At 60.1% G+C, this 23,020-nt stretch carries 27 protein-coding genes; 21 read left to right on the top strand and 6 right to left on the bottom strand.

Annotated elements, in window-relative coordinates:
- Positions 1 to 6: 6 nt before the first annotated feature.
- Positions 7 to 1,239, bottom strand: a complete 1,233-nt coding sequence (locus tag ACD590_RS34820) for a protein-L-isoaspartate(D-aspartate) O-methyltransferase (RefSeq protein ID WP_439004361.1) — start codon at positions 1,237 to 1,239, stop codon at positions 7 to 9.
- Positions 1,240 to 1,464: 225 nt separating this feature from the next.
- On the opposite strand from ACD590_RS34820, the gene ACD590_RS34815 reads away from it, so the two are divergent.
- Together ACD590_RS34815 and ACD590_RS34810 are read left to right on the top strand one after the other, a co-directional pair.
- Positions 1,465 to 3,228, top strand: a complete 1,764-nt coding sequence (locus ACD590_RS34815) for an adenylate/guanylate cyclase domain-containing protein (protein ID WP_439004360.1) — start codon at positions 1,465 to 1,467, stop codon at positions 3,226 to 3,228.
- A 459-nt stretch (positions 3,229 to 3,687) separates the two neighbouring features.
- Complete coding sequence (locus ACD590_RS34810) at positions 3,688 to 4,599, top strand: alpha/beta hydrolase (protein ID WP_115157800.1); 912 nt, start codon at positions 3,688 to 3,690, stop codon at positions 4,597 to 4,599.
- 82 nt (positions 4,600 to 4,681) lie between these two features.
- Here ACD590_RS34810 and ACD590_RS34805 read toward each other — a convergent pair whose 3' ends face one another.
- Positions 4,682 to 5,008 (bottom strand): type II toxin-antitoxin system RelE/ParE family toxin, encoded by a 327-nt coding sequence (locus tag ACD590_RS34805; RefSeq protein ID WP_047620417.1) that lies wholly within the window; start codon positions 5,006 to 5,008, stop codon positions 4,682 to 4,684.
- On the bottom strand, positions 5,008 to 5,289 hold the full coding sequence (locus ACD590_RS34800; protein WP_003591561.1) for a type II toxin-antitoxin system Phd/YefM family antitoxin: 282 nt from the start codon (positions 5,287 to 5,289) through the stop codon (positions 5,008 to 5,010). The genes ACD590_RS34805 and ACD590_RS34800 overlap by 1 nt, the downstream gene beginning before the upstream one ends.
- A gap of 220 nt (positions 5,290 to 5,509) precedes the next feature.
- Between ACD590_RS34800 and ACD590_RS34795 the strand changes: the two genes are divergently transcribed.
- From ACD590_RS34795 to ACD590_RS34750, 10 genes are all read left to right on the top strand, one after another.
- Complete coding sequence (locus ACD590_RS34795) at positions 5,510 to 6,502, top strand: LLM class flavin-dependent oxidoreductase (protein WP_115157801.1); 993 nt, start codon at positions 5,510 to 5,512, stop codon at positions 6,500 to 6,502.
- A 24-nt stretch (positions 6,503 to 6,526) separates the two neighbouring features.
- A complete protein-coding gene (locus ACD590_RS34790) occupies positions 6,527 to 7,876 on the top strand; it encodes an LLM class flavin-dependent oxidoreductase (protein WP_439004359.1) in 1,350 nt (449 codons plus the stop codon).
- A gap of 17 nt (positions 7,877 to 7,893) precedes the next feature.
- Positions 7,894 to 9,093, top strand: coding sequence for a M20 aminoacylase family protein (locus ACD590_RS34785; RefSeq protein WP_028732315.1), 1,200 nt, complete (start codon positions 7,894 to 7,896; stop codon positions 9,091 to 9,093).
- Positions 9,090 to 9,647: a GNAT family N-acetyltransferase gene (locus ACD590_RS34780; RefSeq protein WP_026230616.1), complete on the top strand. Its 558-nt coding sequence runs from the start codon at positions 9,090 to 9,092 to the stop codon at positions 9,645 to 9,647. Before ACD590_RS34785 ends, ACD590_RS34780 begins: the two co-directional genes overlap by 4 nt.
- Before the next feature lie 37 nt (positions 9,648 to 9,684).
- A complete protein-coding gene (locus tag ACD590_RS34775) occupies positions 9,685 to 11,460 on the top strand; it encodes an amino acid ABC transporter permease/ATP-binding protein (RefSeq protein WP_439004358.1) in 1,776 nt (591 codons plus the stop codon).
- A gap of 92 nt (positions 11,461 to 11,552) precedes the next feature.
- Entirely contained in the window at positions 11,553 to 12,497 is a 945-nt protein-coding gene (locus tag ACD590_RS34770) for an ABC transporter substrate-binding protein (protein ID WP_439004357.1), read from the top strand.
- A 68-nt stretch (positions 12,498 to 12,565) separates the two neighbouring features.
- A complete protein-coding gene (locus tag ACD590_RS34765) occupies positions 12,566 to 13,501 on the top strand; it encodes an ABC transporter substrate-binding protein (protein ID WP_047620422.1) in 936 nt (311 codons plus the stop codon).
- Positions 13,502 to 13,508: 7 nt separating this feature from the next.
- Positions 13,509 to 14,546: an LLM class flavin-dependent oxidoreductase gene (locus ACD590_RS34760; RefSeq protein WP_439004356.1), complete on the top strand. Its 1,038-nt coding sequence runs from the start codon at positions 13,509 to 13,511 to the stop codon at positions 14,544 to 14,546.
- A gap of 55 nt (positions 14,547 to 14,601) precedes the next feature.
- Positions 14,602 to 15,198, top strand: coding sequence for a 2-hydroxychromene-2-carboxylate isomerase (locus tag ACD590_RS34755; RefSeq protein WP_018246690.1), 597 nt, complete (start codon positions 14,602 to 14,604; stop codon positions 15,196 to 15,198).
- 129 nt (positions 15,199 to 15,327) lie between these two features.
- Positions 15,328 to 16,242, top strand: a complete 915-nt coding sequence (locus ACD590_RS34750; RefSeq protein ID WP_439004355.1) for a fatty acid desaturase — start codon at positions 15,328 to 15,330, stop codon at positions 16,240 to 16,242.
- Positions 16,243 to 16,382: 140 nt separating this feature from the next.
- Here the strand turns inward: ACD590_RS34750 and ACD590_RS34745 are convergent, their stop codons facing one another.
- The gene (locus ACD590_RS34745) at positions 16,383 to 16,979 is read right to left on the bottom strand and encodes a TetR/AcrR family transcriptional regulator (RefSeq protein WP_028732321.1); all 597 of its coding nucleotides are present in this window, start codon (positions 16,977 to 16,979) and stop codon (positions 16,383 to 16,385) included.
- Positions 16,980 to 17,082: 103 nt separating this feature from the next.
- Between ACD590_RS34745 and ACD590_RS34740 the strand changes: the two genes are divergently transcribed.
- Together ACD590_RS34740 and ACD590_RS34735 are read left to right on the top strand one after the other, a co-directional pair.
- Positions 17,083 to 18,126 carry a saccharopine dehydrogenase family protein gene (locus ACD590_RS34740; protein WP_439004404.1) on the top strand — a complete coding sequence of 348 codons (1,044 nt, stop codon included), beginning with the start codon at positions 17,083 to 17,085 and terminating at the stop codon, positions 18,124 to 18,126.
- 282 nt (positions 18,127 to 18,408) lie between these two features.
- A complete protein-coding gene (locus ACD590_RS34735; RefSeq protein ID WP_334545341.1) occupies positions 18,409 to 18,738 on the top strand; it encodes a hypothetical protein in 330 nt (109 codons plus the stop codon).
- Between the two features lie 57 nt (positions 18,739 to 18,795).
- Here the strand turns inward: ACD590_RS34735 and ACD590_RS34730 are convergent, their stop codons facing one another.
- Together ACD590_RS34730 and ACD590_RS34725 are read right to left on the bottom strand one after the other, a co-directional pair.
- Positions 18,796 to 19,416: a helix-turn-helix domain-containing protein gene (locus tag ACD590_RS34730; RefSeq protein WP_018446120.1), complete on the bottom strand. Its 621-nt coding sequence runs from the start codon at positions 19,414 to 19,416 to the stop codon at positions 18,796 to 18,798.
- Positions 19,406 to 19,594 (bottom strand): hypothetical protein, encoded by a 189-nt coding sequence (locus ACD590_RS34725; RefSeq protein ID WP_439004354.1) that lies wholly within the window; start codon positions 19,592 to 19,594, stop codon positions 19,406 to 19,408. Before ACD590_RS34725 ends, ACD590_RS34730 begins: the two co-directional genes overlap by 11 nt.
- Positions 19,595 to 20,015: 421 nt before the next feature.
- On the opposite strand from ACD590_RS34725, the gene msuE reads away from it, so the two are divergent.
- The 7 genes from msuE to ACD590_RS34690 all read left to right on the top strand — a co-directional run bounded on the left by msuE (position 20,016) and on the right by ACD590_RS34690 (position 22,997).
- A complete protein-coding gene (msuE, locus tag ACD590_RS34720) occupies positions 20,016 to 20,576 on the top strand; it encodes an FMN reductase (protein WP_247264119.1) in 561 nt (186 codons plus the stop codon).
- 11 nt (positions 20,577 to 20,587) lie between these two features.
- On the top strand, positions 20,588 to 20,785 hold the full coding sequence (locus tag ACD590_RS34715) for a hypothetical protein (protein ID WP_018246698.1): 198 nt from the start codon (positions 20,588 to 20,590) through the stop codon (positions 20,783 to 20,785).
- 129 nt (positions 20,786 to 20,914) lie between these two features.
- Positions 20,915 to 21,091 (top strand): hypothetical protein, encoded by a 177-nt coding sequence (locus tag ACD590_RS34710; protein WP_018246699.1) that lies wholly within the window; start codon positions 20,915 to 20,917, stop codon positions 21,089 to 21,091.
- Between the two features lie 13 nt (positions 21,092 to 21,104).
- Positions 21,105 to 21,254, top strand: coding sequence for a hypothetical protein (locus ACD590_RS34705; RefSeq protein WP_018246700.1), 150 nt, complete (start codon positions 21,105 to 21,107; stop codon positions 21,252 to 21,254).
- Between the two features lie 70 nt (positions 21,255 to 21,324).
- Positions 21,325 to 21,906 carry an RBBP9/YdeN family alpha/beta hydrolase gene (locus tag ACD590_RS34700; protein ID WP_018246701.1) on the top strand — a complete coding sequence of 194 codons (582 nt, stop codon included), beginning with the start codon at positions 21,325 to 21,327 and terminating at the stop codon, positions 21,904 to 21,906.
- Positions 21,907 to 21,917: 11 nt separating this feature from the next.
- A complete protein-coding gene (locus tag ACD590_RS34695; protein WP_247264118.1) occupies positions 21,918 to 22,226 on the top strand; it encodes a hypothetical protein in 309 nt (102 codons plus the stop codon).
- Positions 22,227 to 22,229: 3 nt separating this feature from the next.
- Positions 22,230 to 22,997, top strand: a complete 768-nt coding sequence (locus ACD590_RS34690) for a gamma-glutamylcyclotransferase (protein ID WP_247264117.1) — start codon at positions 22,230 to 22,232, stop codon at positions 22,995 to 22,997.
- The last annotated feature ends 23 nt before the right edge of the window (positions 22,998 to 23,020 follow it).

Here is a 23,020-nt window from a genome sequence, read left to right as displayed (position 1 = left end):
CCGTCCTCATGGAAAGATGAAAGTGGATTGGGTGCGGGTCTCCCCGCCCATACCAATGGTGGCGCGAAGAGGGCCGGGGAGTTGTGTTTGCAGACGGAAAACGATCTGTGTCGGCCCGGCCGGGTCGGCGGGGAACACATAGCCTATCCGGCCCGCGCGCGCGAAGGTCGCCTTTTGGGGCGGATCGATGCCTTGGACCGAAAAGGTTTGAAGAAAGGTCGCATCGATCGTGAATACCCTGTCTTCGGATGACGGCGTGAAGTTCACGGTCATTTCCTCGGGAGCATTCCATCGGGAGATGACGGGAAAATCCACGGATCCTTCGGGCAGTATGAGTGTTTGCCGCGAAAGCGGACCGCCTCTTCCAAGCAGACCCAGCAAGCAGGTCAGCAGAAGAAGCGTGAACACGATCCAGGAAATACGTTGAACAGCCCAGAACCGTTGCTGAAATTCGCTATGATCGAGCACGCCTTCCGGCAGCGCGGGCAATGCGTCTATCTTTCCGATTCCCCCTCCCTGTACGTCTTGCGGAGAGCTTGGCTCGGGGGCAACCGTTCCCGGCAATGAGGGGGCCGTCGCCGTATACATCGGATGGGAAGCGGTCCAGGCGTCTTCGCCGATCAAGGGAACGAAGAGTACCCCGCCGAGATCTTCTTCCTCGAATGCGGTGGCGCCGGTGCGCGTGAGGCGTTTCAGGCGCTGCCCATCACCGCGGCCGACCGGAATGATGAGCCGCCCTCCGAGCCCCAGTTGTTCCCTCAAGGCGGATGGCACCTCTGGTGCGCTCGCAGAAACAATAATGGCGTCGAAGGGGGCGGCTTCCGCCCAGCCCCTGCTGCCATCGCCCACGCGAACGTCAATGTTGCGGTATCCCAGTTTCTCGAACCGTTCCTTGGCCTCGAGCGCCAGTATTTCATGGCGCTCGATGGAGTAGACATGCCTGGCTATCCGGCTCAGAAGGGCTGAAGCGTAGCCGGAACCTGTTCCGACCTCGAGCACCGTGTCGCCGGCATCCAGTTTGGCCTTTTCGAGCATCAAAGCCACGATAAACGGCTGCGAGATTGTCTGGCCTTCGCCGATCGACAGGGGCGCATCCTCATAGGCGAATTCCTCGGAGCCCGGAGGAACGAATTTTTCGCGCGGCACCGTGCGCATCGCTTCGGTCACACTTGGATCGCGAATGCCACGACGCGTAACGTGGTGCTCCACCATGCGATCTCGGATGCGCGTCATGTCCATGGATCAGTTCCACTGTCGCCGACTGCACCTTGGAAAACTTCCGGGTGGTGCAGAATGTAAAACAAATGGGCGACCGGGGAGTTCCTGAGAGGCGCAGGTTTTCAGCAAAGACGTCCTCCACGAGTTAATGACCTTCAATGCCGGAATAAGCGGCGCTTTATTGGACTTCTCCCGGCATCAAGAATAACATTAGCGGAAACAAATATTGAAGCGATGTCACCGTAGATGGCTGAATTGCCCGTCCAACGCCGACTTGCCGCCATCGCTGTCGCCGATGTCGTCGGATACTCGCGGCTGATGGGTGCCGACGAGAATGGAACGCTGGCGGCACTGAGGCAGCTTCGGACTGAGATTCTCAACCCCACGGTGCGTGAACATGGCGGGCGCATCGTCAAGGTGATGGGCGACGGGGTGCTCGTGGAGTTCGCCAGTGCGGTGAACGCCGTCACCGCGGCGATCGAACTGCAGAACAAGATGGCGCAGGCCAACGAGCCGATGCCCGAGAACCGCCGCATCGTGCTGCGCATCGGCATCAATCTGGGCGACGTCATCGGGGATGGCAGCGATATCTATGGCGACGGCGTCAACATCGCCACGCGGCTGGAAGCACTGGCCGAGCCAGGCGGAGTTTGCATCTCGGGCAAGGTGTTCGACGACGTGCGGGACCGGGTGACCGTGCGGTTTCGCGACTTGGGAGAGAAAACACTCAAGAACATCGCTCGGCCGGTGCGCGCTTATGCTCTGAACACTGCGCCCGCGCCAACGATCCCACCTGTCGCCCACGGGATGTTTCCGTCGCTCGCCGTCCTGCCGTTTGAAAACATGAGCGGTGACCCCGAACAGGAATACTTCGTCGACGGTATCGTCGAGGACATCATCACGGCCCTCAGCCGTTTCAAGTCGTTCGCGGTGATCGCCCGCAATTCGAGCTTCGTATACAAAGGCCATGCCGTCGACGTGCGACAGATAGCCAAGGAACTGGGCGTTCGCTACGTCCTTGAAGGAAGCGGCCGGCGAGCCGGCAACCGGCTGCGCATCAGCGCACAATTGGTGGATGGAATTTCAGGAGCGCATATATGGGCGGACAAGTTCGACGGGGCCTTCGAGGACGTGTTCGACGTACAGGATCGGATCACGGAAAGCGTGGTCGCGGTGGTCGAACCAAAAATCCAGCGAGCCGAAATCGATCGCTCACGCCGTGAGCGGCCCGAGAGCCTTGATGCATACGATCTCTATCTACAGGCATTACCGGATGTGTTTGTCTCGCGGCCCGACGCCAATGCGCGGGCGATCGTGCTGCTGGAGCGGTCGATTGCCCTCGATCCGGGATTCGCACCCGCCCTGGCGATGACCGGTCAAGCCTATCTGTTGCGGGTAGCCATGCAGTTTCCCGGAGCGTCGAACGCCGATGCGGAACGTGCGCTAGCGGTGGCCCGGGCGGCACTGGCGATTGCCCGCGACGACGCGATGGTGCTAAGCTATGGCGCCTTCGTGCTGATCCACATGGGGGGCGACTATCACACTGGGATTGCCTTGCTGCGGCGGGCGATCTCGGAAAATCCCAACAACGCGATGGTCCTGCAACAAGCGGGCGTCGGAGCGCTGTTGGGTGGCGATCTCGGCGAGGCCGCTGACTATCTGCAACGGGCGCTGCGGCTCAACCCGAATGAACTCGGGACGCATTGGCAGTTGACCGGCATGGCGCATGTCCGTATGGCCGAGGGGCGCTACGAGGAGGCACTGGATTGGGCGATGCGCTCGCAAGCGGTCAATTCAGGGTACGACGCCAATCATTGGATGCTGATCGCCGCCAATGCTTACCTCGGACACATGGATGAAGCGCGCAAGCACCTTGCTGCGCTTGAGAGCATTTCGCCCGGCGTCAACCTCGCACGCATCCGTCGTGGCCAACATGCCATCGACCCGCACAGAATCGAAGTGCTAATCGAGGGCATGCGCATGGCCGGGATGCGCAAGTCTGGCGATTGAAGTCTGCTCTCCGAAAAATTGACCTCGAGAGAGAAGTATTGCTTACGGTTGAAAATGGAGCCTGCCCCGGCGAAGCAACGAAGTGGCGTAAATGCATGTTACGGAACATAATATATCTATGTTATTACAACAACTTAGGTTCCACACTATCTTGTAGCCGCAAAGTCGAAATGTCCTGTTTCTGCAAAGTTGGAATATCGCACCCCGCGTTGAATGTCGCGGCCGGCCATCGAACAGCGGGACCGTCGCGCGATAGCCTCGGGTCTTCAAATCATGCCTGGAACTAGGTTAGATCAGCCTGTGTAAACGTGAACCGTGATCGCCATGATGCGCTTTCGTGAAAGTCAGGATATCAGCAAGAGTTGCACCGACCTGGAAAGCTCTGAAACCCGCCCATGAACCACACCGACATCAGTTTCCCTTCCCTATCCCTTTCTTCAAACATCAGAAAACATGCTCATGACTAATCCTACCAGCGTCTATTCGATGCCCGGAACGTGTTTTTTCGATCTGGCTCCTGCCGCGGGCGGCGAGCCCTATCGCATATTCCTTTCCATTCCGGCAGAGAGCCCGCCGGCGAAAGGATGGCCGCTTCTCGTTATGACCGACGGCAACGCCACTTTCCCCTTCGCGGTTGCCAGCTTGGTCACGCAGGCACCTTATCCCACGGGAACGAATGTCGGCTGGGGGGTGATCGCGGCGATCGGCTACCCGTGCGACGAGCCCTATGATCCGCTCCGCCGGTCTTGGGACCTGGGGCCTCCGCCGGTCAAATCCTATCCGCCCTTCGTTGAGGGCGGTCCGCCGGTTGTCATTGGAGGGACCGGTAAGCTGCTCGATTTCATCGAGAACGAGCTTATACCGCGCATTGCAGAGATGGTGATCCTGGATCCGATGCGCCGATCGCTTTTCGGACATTCCTTCGGTGGCCTCTTTACTCTCTATGGCCTGTTCGAGCGTCCAGGTCTGTTTGCCAATTGGATTGCGGCCAGCCCGACCATCTATTGGGAGAACAGCGAAATCCTCAAGAATGAGGCGCGCCGTCAAGTCATACCGGGAAATGCACCCTTCCTGCATTTGTCTGCCGGAGAATACGAAGGCGATGAGCTGGCACCCTTCCAGTACCGGAACGAGGATGCGGCGGCACGTCTGGAGAAGAGGAAGATCGAGCGGACTGTCCTCCTGGCGCGGGAGATGGCGGAGCGACTAGACGGGGCCGCCGACGGATTGCGTACCGAATTCGAGCTTTATGCCGGCGAGACCCACATGTCCGTTCTTGCGGCGGTCGTGAATCGCGCGGTGAGCATTGCGTTCGCCGTCCAGAGTTTGACCGACAGGGAAGCGAAAACGGAGAATTCGCGATCGGCTTGATGCTGATGGCGCTTCTGCGGCCAAATGCGCCGGCCGGACGGAAGGTTGGACAGTGTTCAGCCTCCGTGTGAGCAGCGTGTGGCTAAGCGCGGATGAGCCTTCGCTCCAGAAAACTCTGCATGTCGCGCCGTCCATCTACCACGCAGTAGACGACGACATCAGTGCCCATGATGCGATAGATCATGCACCACGGCTTATGGTGCAGTTCCCGATATTCGGAAATTCCGATCCCCGCCAACTCCTTCGGAATATTTCCGCGGGCAGGGAATTCTTCAAGCTCGGCACACGCGCGCTCGATGTCCGTCAGAATGCGCTCTGCCGTCTCGGCGCCGTCGCGACCGGCGATAAAGCGATAGAGATCTTCGATGTCGCGTTCCGCATCCTCGGCGAAAAGAACACGATATGGCATCAGGATTGGCTGTCCGCCAGACGTTTGCGGATGCGCGCAAAGGATTCCGCAGCAGGGCGCAGTTTACCCTCCTCGACTTGCCGGTTGGTGAGCGCCAGTACCTTCAGGAGCGCCAGTGTCTCCTGGGTTTCTTCATATTGGCCGACGTCCTGAAGGATGGCTTTCGCTTCTCCGTGAAGCGTAATGACGACCGGCTGCGGGTTATCCTTCAATGTCCGGATGATCTCCGGCGCATGCGCCTTGAGATAGCTGATCGGCTTGACCTGTTCTGACAGCTTCATGCGGCTACTCCCTTTCGACCAGAATATAGACCATCAAGTGGTCGATTGAAAGAAGCCTTTCGGTGGCGGCGAGACACATTCCCAGCATCCGATTTTCCATCTTGGGTGCGGCCGCTTTTTTCACTCAACGCGTTCGAAAGAGAATGTCATTTCTTATAATGAAGATTGTCTACTGATTTTATAGACTAAACTTTGCAACCAGGGATCGGATCGTGGTGCCATGACCTACCTCCTCAGTCTTCTCGACAAAAGCCCCATCGAACAGGGGCTGACGGCCGCGGATGCGCTGCGGGCGACGGTAAAGATTGCCACTCGGGCCGAGGAGCTCGGTTATCACCGTTTCTGGGTCGCCGAGCATCATAACATGTCCAATCTGGCAAGCTCGGCGCCGGAGGCGCTGATCGCCTATCTTCTCGCCAGGACATCGAGGATCCGCATCGGTTCCGGCGGCGTCATGCTGCAGCACTACAGCGCCTATAAGGTTGCCGAGACCTTCAATCTTCTGGCATCGCTTGCGCCCGGCCGCGTCGATCTCGGTGTCGGCAAGGCGCCGGGCGGTTTTCCTCTCTCGACGCGCGCCCTGCAGCTTGCCGTCGATCCGGCCAGGAAGCCGGATTTCGCGAGCCAGCTTTCCGATCTCAACACATATCTCGCTGCGGACCCGAATTACGACGGCGCGCAGGCAACGCCTTTCCCGCCGACTGCGCCTGAGCGTTTCCTGCTCGGCGCCACCGTCGAAAGCGCCGAACTCGCTGCCGAGAAGGGCTGGGAACTCGTTTTCGCCGGTCACCTGAACGGCGATCCTGACAATCTGCGCAGGACCTTCGAGGCCTATGAGCGGGCATCCGGCGGCAAGCGCCCGATCCTGGCACTCGCCGCCTTTGCCGCCGAAAGCGAGGACTATGCCCGCGAGCGCGTCGGCAATCTGCGCATCGTCAAGGTGTTCCTGCCGAACGGCCAGACCGTCAATGTCGGCAGCGAGGAGCAGGCGGCCGAATTCGCCCGCCAGGCCGGCGTCACCGATTACCGCATCGAGGAGAAGGTGCCTAGCGTGCTGCATGGCACGGCGGAGCAGATCCGCAAGGAGCTGGACGAACTTCACCGCCGCTATGGGGTCAAGGAGTTCGTGCTGGACACGCCGGCGCTTTCGGTTGCCGAGCGCCTGGCTTCCATCGAGCTTCTCGCCAAAGAGCGGCTTTCCCTCGTCGCCTGATCGTTTCCAAGGAGGACTGATCCCATGGCTCAAAAACACGTCACGTTCGGCATCATGCTGCAAGGTCCCGGCGGTCACATGAATGCCTGGAAACATCCAAGCGGACCGGCCGATGCCAGCGTCAATTTCGAGTTCTTCGTCAAGACCGCGCGCAAGGCGGAGGCGGCCGGCATCGCTTTCGCTTTCGTCGCCGACGGGCTCTACATCAACGAGCAGTCCATCCCGCATTTCCTCAACCGGTTTGAGCCGATCGCCATTCTCTCGGCGCTCGCCGCCTCGACCTCGAAGATCGGCCTCGTCGGCACAGTTTCGACCTCCTACAGCGATCCCTTCACCATCGCCCGCCAGTTCGCCTCGATCGATCTCATTAGCGGCGGCCGGGCAGGGTGGAATGCGGTAACCTCGCCGCTCGAGGGATCCGGCCGCAATTACAGCCGCGAACATCCCGAGCACGAACTGCGCTACGAGATCGCCGAGGATTATATCGATGCGATCAAGGGCCTGTGGGATTCCTGGGACGACGACGCCTTCCTCCGCAACCGTGAGACCGGCGTCTTTGTCGACAAGACGAAGATGCATCGCCTCAACCACAAGGGCCGTTTCTTCCGGGTCGAGGGGCCGCTCAACATCGGCCGTTCCAAGCAGGGCCAACCTGTCGTTTTCCAGGCCGGCGCCTCGGATTCCGGCATCAGGCTCGCCGGCAAGCATGCCGACGCGGTTTTCACCAATGGTGGGCCGTTCGAGGATGCGCAGGCCTTCTACCGTCAGCTCAAGGACAGCGTGATTGCCCATGGCCGCAGCGCCGCGGAAGTCGGCATCTATCCTGGTATCGGGCCGATCGTCGGTGCGACGCAGGACGAGGCGGAAGCCAAGTATCAGGCGATTCGCAACCTCGTCACGACAGAGGAGGCAGTGCTCTATCTCGGCCGCTTCTTCGATCATCATGATTTCAGTGTCTATCCGCTCGACGCGCCATTCCCCGAACTCGGCGATATCGGCAGGAACAATTTCCGCGCCACCACCGACCGCATCAAGAAGACGGCGCGGGAGAAAGGCCTGACGCTCCGCCAGGTCGCGCTCGATTCGGCAACGCCGCGCACGGCTTTCATCGGCACGGCCGATCATATTGCCGACGAAATCATCCGCTGGGTGGACCATGGCGCTGCCGATGGCTTCATCCTCGGTTTCCCTGTCATCGCCGAGGGCTTCGACGATTTCTCGAGATATGTTCTGCCGATCCTCACGGAGCGCGGCTATTTCGATCCCGTCCTGAAGGGCGAGACGCTGCGCGACCATCTGGGCCTGCCCTTCCGTGAAAGCCGCTACACGGCGGGCGCAGATCAGGTCGAGCGCGGAAAGGCTGTCGGCGCCTGAGGCGCCGACGAACCGTCATGAACATCATCGCTCAGAACCCAAGCAGCAACGATCCTGTCGACAAGGGCATCGCCACCTATCTCGACGAGATCATCGCGCTTCGCCACGATCTGCATCAATATCCGGAGCTTGCGTTCCAGGAGCTCAGGACCAGCAAGCTTGTGGCATCCCGCCTTTCCTCCTGGGGCTATGAGGTGGCGACGGGCATTGCCGGAACCGGCATCGTCGCCACCCTCAGGCGCGGCGAGGGTAAAAAGCGGATCGGCATCCGCGCCGACATGGACGCGCTGCCGATCGAGGAGGCAACTGGTCTTGCCTATGCCAGCAGCAACCCCGGCGTCATGCATGCCTGCGGCCATGACGGGCATACGTCGATCCTGCTCGCTGCCGCGCGTTATCTCGCCGAAAGCGGCAATTTCAGCGGCACGTTGCGGCTGATTTTCCAGCCCGCTGAGGAAATCGGCGCCGGCGCCCGCAAGATGATCTCGGAAGGCCTGTTCGAACGGTTTCCTGTCGATGCGGTCTTCGGGCTGCACAACTGGCCGGGTGTTCCCGCGGGACAATTCGGCTTCGTTAGCGGCCCCGCCATGGCCTCGGTCGATCAGGCGGTGATCAAGATCATCGGCAAGGGCGGCCACGGCGCCGAACCGCACCGCGCCGTCGATCCGGTGCTCGCCTCGGCCTCCTTTATCACCGCCCTGCAGAGCGTCGTCTCGCGCAATGTCGACCCGCAGGATATGGCGGTCGCGACCGTCGGCTCGATCCATGCCGGCTCCGCCTCAAACGTCATCCCCGAAAGTGTGGAGATGAAGCTCACCATGCGGGCCTTCAGCGAGACGGTCCGCCAGCTGTTGCGAGAGCGCATTCCGGCACTTGCACGCGCCCAAGCCGAAAGCTTCGGCGCCGAGGCGGATGTGAATTACCGCCTCGGCTTTCCGGCGCTGATCAACCATGCTGCGGAGACGGCCTTTGCCCGCGACGTCGCCTACGACGCACTCGGCCCCGCGGCGGTCGAGAAGGATTTCCGGCCGAGAACCGCAAGCGAGGATTTTGCCTTCATGCTGCAGGCAAATCCCGGCAGCTATCTCTTCGTCGGGAATGGCGACAGCGCTCCTCTCCACAGCGCCCACTACAATTTCAACGACGCGATCATCGCGCCCGCCGCCCGCTACTGGGTGCGGCTCGCCGAAACCTTCCTCACTGATGACAACGGGTGATGAACGATATGAGCGATACGTTTCTGTATACTAGCCCTCTCGACCCGCGCGCCAAGCCGCTGATCGATGAATTGATCTACGAATACGACAGCCGTTACGGCAACTATTTCAATGCCGAAGGTGCTGCGGCCGAGCTCAACCGTTATCCTCCTGAGGCTTTTGCGCCGCCTCAGGGCAATTTTCTCCTGTTGATCCGTGATGGTGAAACCATCGGCGGTGGTGCCTTCAAGAACTATGACGACCGCACGGCCGAGTTCAAACGCATCTGGACGCGCTCCGATCTGCGCCGTCAGGGCCTTGCCCGCAAGGTGCTGGTGGAGCTGGAGGCCCAGGCCGCTCGCCAGGGCTATTCCCGCATCTATCTGACGACCGGCTTTCGCCAGCCCGAGGCCGTCGGCCTCTATCTGAACTACGGCTACACCGCTCTCTTCGACACATCCGCCGATCCCGAGATCTACAAGAGCCTGCCCTTCGAGAAGGACATCACTCATCTCGCTGAACCTGCTCACGAAGATGCCGAACCGCGCCTGCGCGTGGCCGGTGCAAATTTCTGAAAACGGCAAAGACCGACAATCATAAAAGGGAAGCACAATGGCACTGACGACGGATTTCGCCGGCATCGACGCCGGCAGCAGGACGGCAGAATCGAAGGATCATTCCCGTTACCGCATCGTGCCGGCGCGCCATCCGGGCCGCCTGGCAGGCACGATCTTTGCTGCCATCGTCATCGTCGTCGTGCTCTATTCCATCTTCACCAATCCGCGCTGGGGTTGGGGCGTCTTTGCTGAATGGTTCTTTGCCGAACCAGTCCTCGTCGGTCTCGGCAGGACGCTGCTTTTGACCGTGCTTGCCGCCATATCCGGCTCCATCCTCGGAACGGCCCTGGCGCTTGCCCGCGTTTCCAAGTCGCCGCTGCTCTCCGGTCTCTCCTGGGGCTATATCTGGCTGCTGCGCTCAATCCCGGTCATCGTGCTGCTGCTGATCCTGAACAATCTCGGCTACCTCTATGAGACGATCCAGATCGGCATTCCCTTCACCGATACCGTCTTCCTCGACTATCCCACAGTGCAGTTGCTGACGCCCTTTGCAGCCGCCTTTCTCGGCCTGACGCTCAACCAGTCGGCCTTCTTCGCCGAGATCGTGCGCGGCGGTATTCTCTCGGTGGATCACGGACAGTTGGAGGCCGCCGCAGCACTCGGCCTGCCGCGCCGCCGCCAGGCCTTCCGAATCGTGCTGCCGCAGGCCATGCGTTCGATTCTGCCGACCGGCTTTAACGAACTCATCGGACTGGCGAAGAGCACCTCCATGGTCTACGTGCTGGCGCTGCCGGAGCTCTTCTATACGGTCCAGGTGATCTACCGCCGCAATCTCGAAGTCATTCCGCTGCTGATGGTCGCGACCGTCTGGTATCTGATCATCATGACGGTGCTGTCGATCGCTCAGCGCTATATCGAACGCTACTTCTCCAAAGGCGCCGTGCGCAATCCGACGCCGTTGCCCTTCCAGGCATTTTTCGAGCGTTTCCGCCGTCCGCTGCCTGTCCTCGATACGGCGACCGACACCGTGCGCAAGATCGGTTTCCGGGATGCGGCGACGCTGCGGGCCGCAGGCGGCGCGGTGCGCATTCACGGCATTTCCAAAAGCTTCGGCTCGCTGAAAGTGCTCGATGATGTCGAGCTCAGCCTTCCCGCCGGCAGCGTGACCGCCATCCTCGGTCCGTCCGGTTCGGGCAAGTCGACGCTTCTGCGCGCCATCAACCACCTGGAGCGTGTCGATGAGGGGTTTATCTCGGTGGACGGCGATTTCGTTGGCTACAGCAGGAAGGGCGATACGCTCTACGAGCTCAAGGAGAAGGATATCCTCAAACGCCGCGCCGATATCGGCATGGTCTTCCAAAGCTTCAATCTCTTCCCGCATCTGACCGTGCTCGAAAACCTCATCGAGGCACCGATCCAGGTTCGCGGCATCGGCCGTGAGGACTCCGTGCAGCTGGCGCAGGAGCTGCTGGCACGTATCGGCCTCAGCGACAAGGTCAACGCCTATCCGCGCCAGCTTTCCGGCGGCCAGCAGCAGCGTGTGGCGATCGCCCGCGCACTGGCGCTCCGCCCGAAGGTGCTGCTCTTCGACGAGCCGACCTCGGCGCTCGATCCGGAGCTCGTCGGCGAAGTGCTCGACGTCATCCAGGAACTTGCCCGCACCGGCACGACGCTTGTCATCGTCACCCATGAGGTCGGTTTTGCCCGCGAAGTCGCCGACACGGTCGTCTTCATGGAAAGCGGCCGCATCCTGGAGGCTGGCCCGCCGGCCCGCATCTTCGCACAAGCGGAACATCCCCGTACGCGGGAATTCCTCGCCAAGGTTCTCTAGCGCCTGATAGCGCTGGCGAAATGCCGGGCCGCGACGGGCTGCTCCGGCCGAATAACAATAACCACAACCTAAAGATGAAATGGAGAAGGGGCATGACATTTACAGATAGGGCAAGGCTTCTGATAGCGGGAGCCGTCACCATTGCCGCGATCGGTTTCGGTTCCGCTCAGGCGCAGCAGAAGTTCGATCTCAGCCCCGAGCAGCCCAACCGGCTGCGGGTGGAAAAGAACGAGAAGCGCATTGCCGAAGTCAAGGACTTCAAGTTCGTCGAAAGTGGCGTCTTCACCGTCGGCATCAGCTCGAGCGGCAATCTTCCGCTGCATGATTATGCCTCCGATTCCAAGACGGTTATCGGTTACGACGTCGATCTGGCGCAGGCGATTGCCGACAGCCTGGGCCTGAAGCTCGAACTCGTTTCCGTCGCCTGGGCCGATTGGCCGTTGGGGCTGACCTCCGGAAAGTTCGACGCGGTGATCTCGAACGTGACGGTCACGGAAGAGCGCAAGGAGAAATTCGATTTCTCGACCTATCGCAAGGACGAGCTTGGCTTCTACGTCAAGTCCGACAGCTCGATCACCTCGATCAAGCAGCCGAAAGATATTGCCGGTCTGAAGGTCATCACCGATGCCGGCACGAACCAGGAGAAGATCCTGCTGGAATGGGATCGTGAGAATGTCGCCGCCGGCCTGAAGCCGATCGAGGTGCAATATTATGACGACGATGCGGTCAAGGATCTTGCCGTCCAGTCGGGCAGAGCAGACACCGTCTTCAGCGTGAACGCGACGCAGGCCTATTCGGCGGGGATCAACGGCAAGACCAAGCTCGTCGGCACCGTCAGCGGCGGTTGGCCGATCACCGCAGAAATTGCCGTCACCACGCGCAAGGGCAGCGGCCTGGCCGCGCCCTTGACCGGTGTCGTTAACGACCTGATCGCCAGCGGTGCTTACCGGAAGATCCTCGATACGTGGAACCTCGGTCCGGAGGCGATCGACAAGGCCCAGACCAACCCACCGGGCCTGCCGAAGAGCGGCTCCTGATCGATCCCTATTGGGCCGGCGGCAATGCTGCCGGCCATTCCTGCCTGACAATTTGGAGATTGAAGACGATGATTGCCTTTCCGGCATTCCGGACCCTGCTGATCGCCGCCATGGCGTCGGCCCTTTTCTTCGGCGCAGCTCATGCAGCCGAGGATTTCGACCTCAGCCCAGAGCAGCCAGGCCGGCTTCACGCCGCCAGGAACGATGCGGCGATTGCCGCAATCCCCAGGGAATTCAAGTTCGTCACACCTGGCAAGTTCACCATCGCCGTCAGCCCCGGCGGCCCGCCGCTTGCGACCTATGCCACGGACGCCAAGACCGTGGTCGGGGCAGATCCCGATTATGCCTATTCCATCGCCGACAGCCTTGGCCTGACACTGGAGATCGTGCCGGTCGCCTGGATCGACTGGCCGCTCGGCCTCGCCTCGGGCAAGTATGATGCCGTCATCTCCAATGTTGGGGTCACCGAGCAGCGCAAGGAAAAATTCGATTTTTCCACCTACCGCCAGGGCCTGCATGGTTTCTTCGTAAAATCCGACAGTCCTATCACCTCGATCAAGGAGCCCAAGGATGCGGCGGGCCTCAGGATCGTTGTCGGGGCCGGCACCAACCAGGAGCGTATCCTGGTGAAATGGAGCGAGGAAGATGTCGCAGCGGGCCTGAAACCGATCGAGCTGCAATATTACGACGACGAGGCGGCAAGCCTTCTCGCGCTGCGTTCCGGCCGGGCCGATGTCATCGTCCAGCCGCATGCACAGCTCGTCTTCATCGCCGCGCGCGACAAGAACATCAAACGCGTCGGCACGCTGAGCGCCGGCTGGCCGGATCGCTCGGACGTCGCGATCACCACTCGCAAAGGAAGCGGACTGGCCGATGCGCTCACCATTGCCACCAACGGTCTGATCAAGGACGGCACCTACGCGAAGATACTCGACCACTGGCATCTCTCCGAGGAAGCCCTGCCGGCATCCGAGACCAACCCGCCCGGCCTGCCGAAATACTGATCATCGGATGGCACGCGTGGGCAACATACCCATCAGCCATATCGGCTTCCTCACACCCGGCAATTATCCCGACGGCGATCCTTTGTCGGGCTTGGAGCAGACGCTTGAGCAGCTGCAATATGGCGAAGATCTGGGCTTCGACAGTGTCTGGGTCCGGCAGCGGCACCTGGAGCCTGGAATCTCTTCCGCGAGCGCCTTCCTGGCGGCGGCGACGCAGCGAACCAGCCGGATCGAGCTTGGAACCGCGGTCATCCCGATCGGTTACGAGAGCCCTTACCGGCTGGCCGAAGATCTCGCCACCGTCGATGTTCTGTCGCGCGGGCGGCTGAATATCGGCGTCAGCGCCGGCCGGCCGCTGCACGCCGAGCTGATCGCTCCGCTTGCCTTCGACGGCGACTGGACGGGTTACGATTTCTCGCATGATCGCGTGCTGCGCTTTGCCGACAATCTGCGTGGCACTTATCTGGGCGACGAGCAGACCTTGATCAAGACGCCCTTCGGTCCGCAGCGGCCACGGCTGCAGCCCTATGCCAAGGGCCTGATCGACCGGATCTGGTATGGCGGCGGGTCGCAGCGCTCGGCCGAATGGGCCGGCCGCAATGGCTTCAACCTGTTGACCGGCAATGTGATAACGGGCGACGGGACCGATGATTTCTTCACCGCGCAATCGCGGCTGATCCAAACCTATCGCGCCGCCGGGACGCAGCGCCGGGTCGCGCTGGGCCGCGTCATCGTGCCTTTCGATAGCGCCGATGCCGCAACGCGGCGCCGGTATCGAGACTATGCCGATGGCCGTCATGAGCGAACCCTTTCACCGCAGGGCGAGCGGCGCACCCTGTTCGCCCGTGATGTCGTCGGCACCTCGGACGAGATATTGGCGCAGCTTTTTGCCGATCCGATCTTGCCTGAGGTCGGCGAGTTGAGGCTGGAGCTCCCTTACGAGTTCGAGCACGAGGAGTATCGACAGATTCTCCACGACTTCGTGACGCTGATCGCACCGGAACTCGGATGGAAAGCCCAATCCGAAGTTAGATCCGCTTCCTGAAAATGCCGTCGACCATTCGATGCCAGAACAATCACCTCGCAGGGAACATGCATCAGTGACCAAATCAGTAGAGTACTTCTTTTCTATCGGCTCGCCCTGGTCCTACATCGGCTTCGACGTCTTCGCCGAACTTGCGGCAAAGAACGACGTCGTCATCACGCCCTATTTGACGACGGTGGTCGAGGAAAATGGCGGTATCTTTTCGCGCAATCGCCCGGAGATCCGGCGCGCTTACTGGACGCGGGACCTCAAGCGCTGGGCGCGCGTGCGCGGCAAGGAACTGCGGCTCGAACATCGCCCGGATTTGAGCGATCCGACGCCGGCATCCCTCTTCGTGATTGCGGCCTATCTCGACGGACAGGATTGGATCGGCGTTGCCCGCGCCCTGCAGCATGCCTTCTGGAGCGAGGCGAGGGATATCGGCAAGCCCGACGTGCGCGAGGCGATCGTGACATCAGCGGGTTTCGACGGCGCAACACTCCTCCGGCGACAAGCCGACGATGATGTCCAGAACAAATGGTCGGCAGACCGCGTGCATGCGCGCGACAGCGGCGTCTTCGGCTTTCCCACGTATGTCTATGATGGCGAGATCTATTGGGGACAGGACAATTTGCCCTTCCTTGAACGCCATCTTCGTGGTGACAAGCCTTAGACTCGAGCGAGCAATCCGATCGGATTGAGACGGATTTTTTCAAATAAGCCTATAAAATAGATAGGCTTTATTCTCTATCGCTGATGCCCTGCGATAGATTGGTGTGGTTGATGGGGAAAAATCACACGCATGCTCGACAGGACTTCGCAAGCCATTATTCCGTCGCGTTCGACGCAATGGCCGACCGTCATTCTCGCACTCGTCATCCATGGCGGATTTCTTGCGCTCACCTGGTGGTGGCAATCATTGCCGCTGATCATGGCCGTGATCGCCGGAGGCTGGTTGATTGCCTGGCATGGATCCCTTCAGCACGAAGTCATTCACGGCCATCCGACGGGAAACCAAGGCATAAACGACGCGATCGGGTCGATACCGCTGTCGCTGTGGCTGCCTTATCCGATCTATAGGGAAAGCCATCTGGAGCATCATCGCGACGAATATCTGACCGATCCGATCGAAGATCCGGAATCCTCCTATTTTACCAAGGCCACCTGGGACCAGCTCGGCGCGACCGGCAGGTTGCTGGCACGGTGGAACACCACCCTGTTCGGCCGTTTGACCATCGGCCCTGCGGTGATGCTTTTGAGTTTCCTTGGGCAGGAAGGGCAGCTGGTACGGGCGAACGAACCGGGACGACGGCGGATATGGGGTGTGCACGGCATCGCCGTTGCCGCCGTTCTTTTCTGGGCGACCGTCATCTGCGGCATGCCGCTTTGGCTTTATCTTGCTTTCGTCTATACGGGTGCTGCGATGACGCGGCTCAGATCCTATGCCGAGCACAGATATGCCGACAGCCATGAGGAACGCACCGCCATCGTCGAAAACAGCCATCTCTTCGGCTTGTTGTTTCTCTACAACAACCTGCACGTTCTCCATCATCGCCGGCCGGGCATCTCCTGGTATCGCCTTCCGGCGGTCTATCGCAAAAACCGCGATACGCTCGTCCGTTCGAATGGCGGGCTTGTCTATGATGGCTATTGGGACATCGCGCGTCGGTTTTTCCTGAAGCCGCACGACGATCCGACGCATCCTCATCATTCCTAAAATTTCTACCTGAGCCGGACCCGGCACTATAATGTTTGAAAAGCCGGGATTTGGGGGCTGCTCAGTCGCCCTGTCTTGCGGCTTCCTGTTGCCCATTTCACAGCTCTGCAATTTGTACTTTCAGCGGATGTCCAGTGTGATCAGCTACGGCTGGCGGCGATCAGGGCGTGCGCTGCATCGCGGAGCAAACCGGTGGCCTCGCCGGGCTCAAAGAGCTGCATGCTGACAAAGGCGCCGTTGATCAGAACCGCGAGTTGACCGGCGAGCCGATCGGGCGCGGCAACCGCAAGCCCCTCGGCGATGGTCTTCAGACGCCGCCGCATCTCGCGCATGTGGGCTTCGGCGACCTTGCGGGCAGGGTGATCCGCTTCGGGAAATTCGGCTGCGGTGTTGATCTGCGGACAGCCTCGGTAGTTTTCCCGCCCGACCCGTTCGCCGATCCACTCAAAATGTGCATCGAGCATGGCCTCGGCATCGTCCGAATGCTGTTCCGTCACGCGATCCCAGGTGCTCCAGAAGTCCAGGTCCTCGCGCTTGAGGAAGGCCGCGATGAGGTCGTCCTTCGTGCCGAAATGGCGGTAGAGGCTGGTTTTGGCGACGCCGGATTTTTCGACCACAAGATCGACACCGACAGCACGCACGCCGCGCCGGTAAAAGAGTTCCGACGCCGTCTCGAGAATCCTATCCCGCACCTCGTTGCCGCCAGAGGCACGGGAGTTCGTTGCGCTTTTCGACATTCGTGTACCTCCAATGTCGCCAGCATAACAGCAAACGGATTGACACGCTACAGACCTGTATGTTTTATTGGGTACAGACAGGTCTGTAGCGATGGAGAAAACAATGACCATTTACGAAGCCGACATCACGGAGACGTCCCAATCTATCGCGGTCTTGGGAGCGAACGGCCATACCGGTCGTTTTGTCGTAGCCGAACTGTTGCGGCGCGGTCTCAAGCCCATCGCGGTTGGACGGAATGCCGAGCGGCTGGCGGCTGCGGGCTTTGCGGAGCGCGGCATCGAATGCCGCGAAGCAGCGGTCGAGGATGACGGGGAACTGGACAGGGCGCTAGCCGGCGCGGCGGCGGTCATCAACTGCGCCGGCCCGTTCATGGACACCGCCGACGCAGTGGTGCGTGCCGCGTTGCGAGCGGGGATTCATTATCTCGACGTGACGGCCGAGCAACCGAGTGTGCAGGCCACGTTCGAGAGGCATGAGGTTGCGGCCCGGGAAGCGGGCACAGCCGTCATCCCGGCCATGGGTTTCTATGGCGGCTTGGCCGACCTGCTCGTGGCAGCTGTCATGGACGAGTGGGAGCACGCCGACGACATCGAAATTCGAGTTGCGCTCGACAGCTGGCTCCCGACGAGAGGCACACGCGTTACCGGAGAAAGAAACACTGCACGGCGCCTGGCCGTCAGCGGTGGGCAGCTGGAGCCGGTGCCTCAACCGCCTGCTGAAAGGGTGTCGACTTTACCGGCCCCGTTCGGTCGGCAGACTTTCGTCGAGCTTCCCTTTTCGGAAGTGCCGCTGATCGCCCGGCACGTCCGGACGAAGGAACTGCACACCTTCTTGAGCACAGTCGCTCTGCGGGATGTCCGCGACTCGTCGACGCCTCCGCCGCAGGCAGTCGACGAATCCGGGCGTTCGGCGCAGCGCTTTGCCGTAGAAGTGATCGTCACGCAGGGTGACGTGCGCCGTCAGATTGTCGCACAGGGACAAGACATCTACGCCGTCACGGCGCCGATCATCTGTGAAGCGGTCCAGCGTATCCTCTCGGGGCGCATCCGCGATATCGGCGCAAAGGCGCCGGCAGCCGTTTTCGATGCCGCTAGCTTCCTGCAGGCGCTCGGCCCGGATCTGTCGGTCGAGATATCGGAAACCTAGTTCGGAAACGCCAGACTTTCAGAAAGTCCCTCACAATGGCGTGGGGGACTTAATTCTCCTGGCGTATTCAGGGAGACTGTTCAGAACGATCGTCCCGCTCGGGCGATGATAGCGGATGGAATTCCGTTATCTTGGCAAGATTGCACATTCCCATCGAAACCGCTCCATTCTATTGGAGGAAAAGATTTGGGAAGATTTTTTTACATTGTTTGCTGCAATTGGTTCTTTTATCTCCCGTTTCATCGAAACACGAAACGCCACGATATTGATCGGAGAGAGATAATGAACCCCGCCATGAACATGATGCCGATGATGAACAACATGATGCCCGCCATGATGAACCCGATGATGGGTGGAATGATGCCGATGATGTCAGGCATGCCCATGATGAACGGCGCGATGATGCCGATGATGGCCTCCATGCCGATGATGATGATGATGGGCACTATGAAATGCACCATGACTGCCGAGGGCATGGTCTGCGAAATGAAGCCGATGGAAGGCATGGACAAGGACATGTTCATGGAATGCTGCAAGCGTATGATGTCCAGCGGCATGCCGATGATGATGAACTGCGGCGGCATGATGATGTGCTGCATGATGGCCGCCTGAGCCATCCGCCTCTCAAGGAAACGACCAAGAGCCTCCGGAGACGGGGCTCTTTTTGTGTCAGACGCGAACGTCTTCGAGATAGGTCGTGACTAGGTAGAGGATTGCTTCCGTTCCCGTCATGTTGCGGTAGATGTGCGGCACGTCTGCATCGAAGATGATGGCATCGCCTTCACCCAGAATATGGGGTGCCTGCTTGCCGGCGATGATTTCGACGGTGCCCTGAGCAACGACCAGATTTTCGACCGTTCCATGCTGATGGGCATCGGCACTTTCGGTATGGTGCGGAGCGATCCTGAGCTCGTAGAATTCCACCTTTCTTTCGCCTTCGAAGGGGAAAAGAGCCCGTGTCCGGAAGCGCCCTTCCGAAGAGGCGAGGATCTTCGATCTTGCCCGCGGTACTGTAATGATCGAGGTGTCGCCGCGTTCGGCGATCAGAGCGGCGCAGGGAATACCGAGAGCAAGTGCAATCTTCGAGAGAATGCTCAATGTCGGGCTGCTTTTGCCCGTCTCGATTTGCCCGAGCATGGCGCGGCTGACGCCGGCGATCTTTGCCAGCCGGTCCAGGGAGTAGCCGCGGCGGGTGCGAATGCGCCGCAAATTCTGTCCTGTCTGAACCGTGATCTCTTCGGCGGCATCTCTCGCTTCGCCGTCGGGAAGAAGCGCTTGATCAGACGCCATATCCCGCAATGCCCATTGCCATGACCGGGACAAAGCCCCAATAGGGCACCCACATCAGAACCGGCTGCATCGCAAAGGATACGGGCGGCGCGGCCGCCTTCAGCGCATCGGGCGCATCTTTGCTGCGAGATTGCCGGTAGGCCTGGAAATCGATGACATCAGCCGTCTGCACTGGCATGAAAAGCTCCCGCTAAAATCTATAAGAAGCGTATATTTTCCGCAGAGGAAAAGGCAGGGCTTGTCATCCAATCGTTCCGCTGAACCGGAAATCTTATACCAATTATATTCGACCTTGCGGCAAAGCCATTTATGGCGAGCAATTTGTACGAGTTTCTCGCCAGGCTCGCGACATCACGATGCCGCCCACACCAGCGTCTCCAAAAGAAGCCGAACAATTTCCCCTTCCTGCCGTCTTCCCGCTCGCGAGGTCGAAGCGGTCGCTGGACCGGCGATCCCTTGTGACGATCGCCATGCAGCTTATGCGTGCCGGAGCGGCGGCGAACGTTTTTTTCAACCAGGCGAAGAAGGAGAGACGCACGTTCCTTTAATCTATCAATTTTGTAGACAATAGTTGAGGCAACGCAAAGAGAGGAAAAACCATGTCAGGTTTCAAACTCGTCGGCATCGCTGGCAGCTTCAACCGTCCATCGAAGACATTGGCACTTGTGCGGCACGTCGCCGAACGTGCAAGCATTCGCTACGGATTTACGAGCAAGAGCTATGATCTGCATGATGTCGGTCCGTCGCTGGGCAGCGCCTTGTGGCGCAAGGATCTCGACGCGCAGGCCAGGCATGTCGTCGACGAGATCGTGCGGGCCGATGCCCTGATCATCGGCTCGCCAACCTACAAGGGCTCTTATCCCGGCCATTTCAAACACCTCATCGACCTGATCGACCCGCACGAACTTCGGGGCAAGCCGATCATCATCACGGCGACCGGCGGCGGTGACCGGCATGCGTTGATGGTCGAGCATCAACTGCGGCCGCTGTTTGGGTTTTTTATGGCCCATACCTTGCCGACCGCCGTCTATGCGTCCGACCGCGATTTCACAGACTATGCAGTTTCATCCGACGCGCTTTTGGCCCGCATTAACGACGTGATCGGCGAATTGGCGGCTTTCTTTCCGGGCGCAAACCCGGCCTTGGCGGCAGCCGAGTAAGGATCGTCACCATGGCTCGATCTCAGGAAGCAACGATCACCGATGAGGAAAGGCCGGGGCCAAGCGAGCAATTGTGGAGCGTCTTCGAATTCGCCCGACGATATCGTCTCGCCAAACGCGAGGAGAACCGCCTGCTGATGCTCTACGGACCGACGGCATCGCTTCACGTTCTTCTCGCCAATGCACAACGTCATTCGCTGATTTCGTAGAGCAATTCCAACAAAAGTGCACAGCGGTTTTGCGTCCGGAATTGCATGAAAACAAAGAGATAGAGCACTTCCGTGATTCGAACGGAAATGCTCTAGCCGAAGAATACCGGTTCCTGACAGGAGGTTCGCATGAAGCTTGATTTTCAGTTCTGGCTGAAGCTTTCGATCGGCCGGATCCTCGGCCTGAAGCCGCCCGCTGCACGGGAGCCTGTAAACGGATTGTTCATGCCGGACGACGAGCGCGACCGGTCCGCCCGCGAATACGAACTCCATTATTGGGGCACCATGCCCGGCCTTTGGTATTGAGGAGAACGGCGTGATGGCGATTGTCGTTGAGACCGACCTGCGTCGGCACGGTGCGAGAAGAGCGGAAGGCAGCGTCATGTCGCATTTCAGGCATGCGGCCGGAATCTGCACGATCGTCAGCTCCTTCACATTCCTGTTCGCCCTGGTGATCGGGCTGGTCTGATGAGTGAGGTCAGATGTTTGCCCCGATCGGGAAAAGGACCGACGCGCAGCTTCAGAGAGGATGCCGTCAGATGATCGATGTACTTATTCTTCCCGGGCTTTTCGGCTCGGGAGAAGGGCATTGGCAACAGCACTGGCTGCAGGATCAGCCGGGCAGTCGTTGCGTCGCCCAGCAGGACTGGGATCATCCGAACCTTGACAGTTGGCTGCTGCGATTGGAAGGCGCACTTGAAGAGGCCGGCGAGGCCTATCTGGTCGCCCATAGTCTCGGATGCCTGCTTGCCGCCCGCTTGGCCGGGCGAAGTGCGGCGCGGCGCGTCAAAGGGGCATTGCTCGTTGCTCCATGCGATCTGCCGGCCACGGAAAACCTGCATCCGGGGCTTATCTCGTTTGGCGCCATGCCGACGGCGCCTTTGCCTTTTCCAAGCATCGTCGTCGGCAGCATGAACGATGCCTACATGACGGTCGATCGGTTGACCCTGTTCGGCCGCCTGTGGAACGCCGAGACCAGGAATATCGGCCTTGCCGGACACATCAATGTCTCCAGCGGCTTTGGCCGCTGGCGCAACGGCTACCGATTGCTGGAGGGCTTGAAGACGCAAACGCGCGGTCGAAGGCATGTCGTTTCCATGCCCCCGGCCTTTGCAATGTGATTGGAATCGCAATGTCCGACATTGTCGCCGACCTGCTGCGCCTTAGCGAAGATCCGAATGCCGACCCGAGGACCAGGCGCCGCCAAACCATGGAGCGGCTGGTGCAGGCGCTGCTCGCCATGGCCGATGCCGAAATAGGATCGGGAGATGCGCAGCATCGCCATTCCATCATTCATTTGACGACGACCATCCGCGAGATGACGGGAAGGATCGCAGAGGCCGATGATGCGACGTTTTCGGCAATCGTCAGGGAGGCCGCGATGCTGATACGCAGCCTGCAGCGGCGCCAGGCCGATGCGGCCAGATTTACGGTGCACTGACGCATGACGGATATGCGGGAGCATAAGCTGGTGACGGTCCGGGGAAGCAAACTTTTGATGACCGGATCAAGAATGGCTCTAACGGACGAGCTCGTATCGCTGAGCCTTCGCCCTGCGGTCGATGTAGGCCCCGAGCCACACCGAACACCGCTGACCGAAGCAGAGGTGGAGATGCTCGCCAACCGGCTTCTCGATGAGTCTATCGGCGCGCCGCTTTGGATCTTCGCCTATGGATCATTGATATGGAAGCCGGACTTCGATGCCGTCGAATCGCAGCATGGCGCAACAAGAGGGTGGCATCGCTCCTTCTGTCTGCAGATGACCCGCTGGCGGGGAACGCGAGCACAGCCGGGCCTGATGATGGCACTTGACCGCGGTGGACGTTGCAACGGCATTGTCTTCAGGCTTGCCGATGATGATCGCCTTGGCCAGATTAGGCGGTTGATCCGCCGTGAGGTCGGCACGATCGAAGACGCTGCGACGGTTCGCTGGATCCCGGTCGCGACCGCGCATGGGCTGGTGCGTGCGCTGGTCTTTTGGGCTGGTCCGAAGGGCGAGCGGGTTTCCCGCAAATTGCCGCTGGAGACGGTGGCGCAGGTGCTTGCGAGAGCCTGCGGACACATGGGCTCCTGCGCCGAATATCTGTATCTGACGGTGAAGCATCTGGAGGAACGCGGCATCAGGGACCGCAATTTATGGCGGCTTCAGAAGCTGGTCGCAGCCGAGCTTGTCGCTATACACGGGCTGAACGCGGCGGCAGGAAGCCATTGAATAGGCATCCCTGCCGCCACTTG

This window comes from Rhizobium sp. 862_C5_N1_2 (genome assembly GCF_051811205.1).
Taxonomy (GTDB): Bacteria; Pseudomonadota; Alphaproteobacteria; order Rhizobiales; family Rhizobiaceae; genus Rhizobium; species Rhizobium leguminosarum.
Note: the sequence above shows the minus strand (reverse complement) of the source record. Positions and strands in the feature narration are given on the sequence as shown.

Coding starts and splice junctions, on each gene's coding strand:
- ACD590_RS34770 (WP_439004357.1), top strand. CDS start 11,553: ATGACATTTACAGATAGGGCAAGGCTTCTGATAGCGGGAGCCGTCACC.
- ACD590_RS34750 (WP_439004355.1), top strand. CDS start 15,328: ATGCTCGACAGGACTTCGCAAGCCATTATTCCGTCGCGTTCGACGCAA.
- ACD590_RS34730 (WP_018446120.1), bottom strand. CDS start 19,416: ATGGCGTCTGATCAAGCGCTTCTTCCCGACGGCGAAGCGAGAGATGCC.
- ACD590_RS34745 (WP_028732321.1), bottom strand. CDS start 16,979: ATGTCGAAAAGCGCAACGAACTCCCGTGCCTCTGGCGGCAACGAGGTG.
- ACD590_RS34690 (WP_247264117.1), top strand. CDS start 22,230: ATGACGGATATGCGGGAGCATAAGCTGGTGACGGTCCGGGGAAGCAAA.
- ACD590_RS34700 (WP_018246701.1), top strand. CDS start 21,325: ATGATCGATGTACTTATTCTTCCCGGGCTTTTCGGCTCGGGAGAAGGG.
- ACD590_RS34805 (WP_047620417.1), bottom strand. CDS start 5,008: ATGCCATATCGTGTTCTTTTCGCCGAGGATGCGGAACGCGACATCGAA.
- ACD590_RS34715 (WP_018246698.1), top strand. CDS start 20,588: ATGGCTCGATCTCAGGAAGCAACGATCACCGATGAGGAAAGGCCGGGG.
- ACD590_RS34740 (WP_439004404.1), top strand. CDS start 17,083: ATGACCATTTACGAAGCCGACATCACGGAGACGTCCCAATCTATCGCG.
- ACD590_RS34775 (WP_439004358.1), top strand. CDS start 9,685: ATGGCACTGACGACGGATTTCGCCGGCATCGACGCCGGCAGCAGGACG.
- ACD590_RS34820 (WP_439004361.1), bottom strand. CDS start 1,239: ATGGACATGACGCGCATCCGAGATCGCATGGTGGAGCACCACGTTACG.
- ACD590_RS34695 (WP_247264118.1), top strand. CDS start 21,918: ATGTCCGACATTGTCGCCGACCTGCTGCGCCTTAGCGAAGATCCGAAT.
- ACD590_RS34725 (WP_439004354.1), bottom strand. CDS start 19,594: ATGCCAGTGCAGACGGCTGATGTCATCGATTTCCAGGCCTACCGGCAA.
- ACD590_RS34785 (WP_028732315.1), top strand. CDS start 7,894: ATGAACATCATCGCTCAGAACCCAAGCAGCAACGATCCTGTCGACAAG.
- ACD590_RS34705 (WP_018246700.1), top strand. CDS start 21,105: ATGGCGATTGTCGTTGAGACCGACCTGCGTCGGCACGGTGCGAGAAGA.
- ACD590_RS34790 (WP_439004359.1), top strand. CDS start 6,527: ATGGCTCAAAAACACGTCACGTTCGGCATCATGCTGCAAGGTCCCGGC.
- ACD590_RS34735 (WP_334545341.1), top strand. CDS start 18,409: ATGAACCCCGCCATGAACATGATGCCGATGATGAACAACATGATGCCC.
- ACD590_RS34815 (WP_439004360.1), top strand. CDS start 1,465: ATGGCTGAATTGCCCGTCCAACGCCGACTTGCCGCCATCGCTGTCGCC.
- msuE (WP_247264119.1), top strand. CDS start 20,016: ATGTCAGGTTTCAAACTCGTCGGCATCGCTGGCAGCTTCAACCGTCCA.
- ACD590_RS34765 (WP_047620422.1), top strand. CDS start 12,566: ATGATTGCCTTTCCGGCATTCCGGACCCTGCTGATCGCCGCCATGGCG.
- ACD590_RS34800 (WP_003591561.1), bottom strand. CDS start 5,289: ATGAAGCTGTCAGAACAGGTCAAGCCGATCAGCTATCTCAAGGCGCAT.
- ACD590_RS34795 (WP_115157801.1), top strand. CDS start 5,510: ATGACCTACCTCCTCAGTCTTCTCGACAAAAGCCCCATCGAACAGGGG.
- ACD590_RS34710 (WP_018246699.1), top strand. CDS start 20,915: ATGAAGCTTGATTTTCAGTTCTGGCTGAAGCTTTCGATCGGCCGGATC.
- ACD590_RS34810 (WP_115157800.1), top strand. CDS start 3,688: ATGACTAATCCTACCAGCGTCTATTCGATGCCCGGAACGTGTTTTTTC.
- ACD590_RS34760 (WP_439004356.1), top strand. CDS start 13,509: ATGGCACGCGTGGGCAACATACCCATCAGCCATATCGGCTTCCTCACA.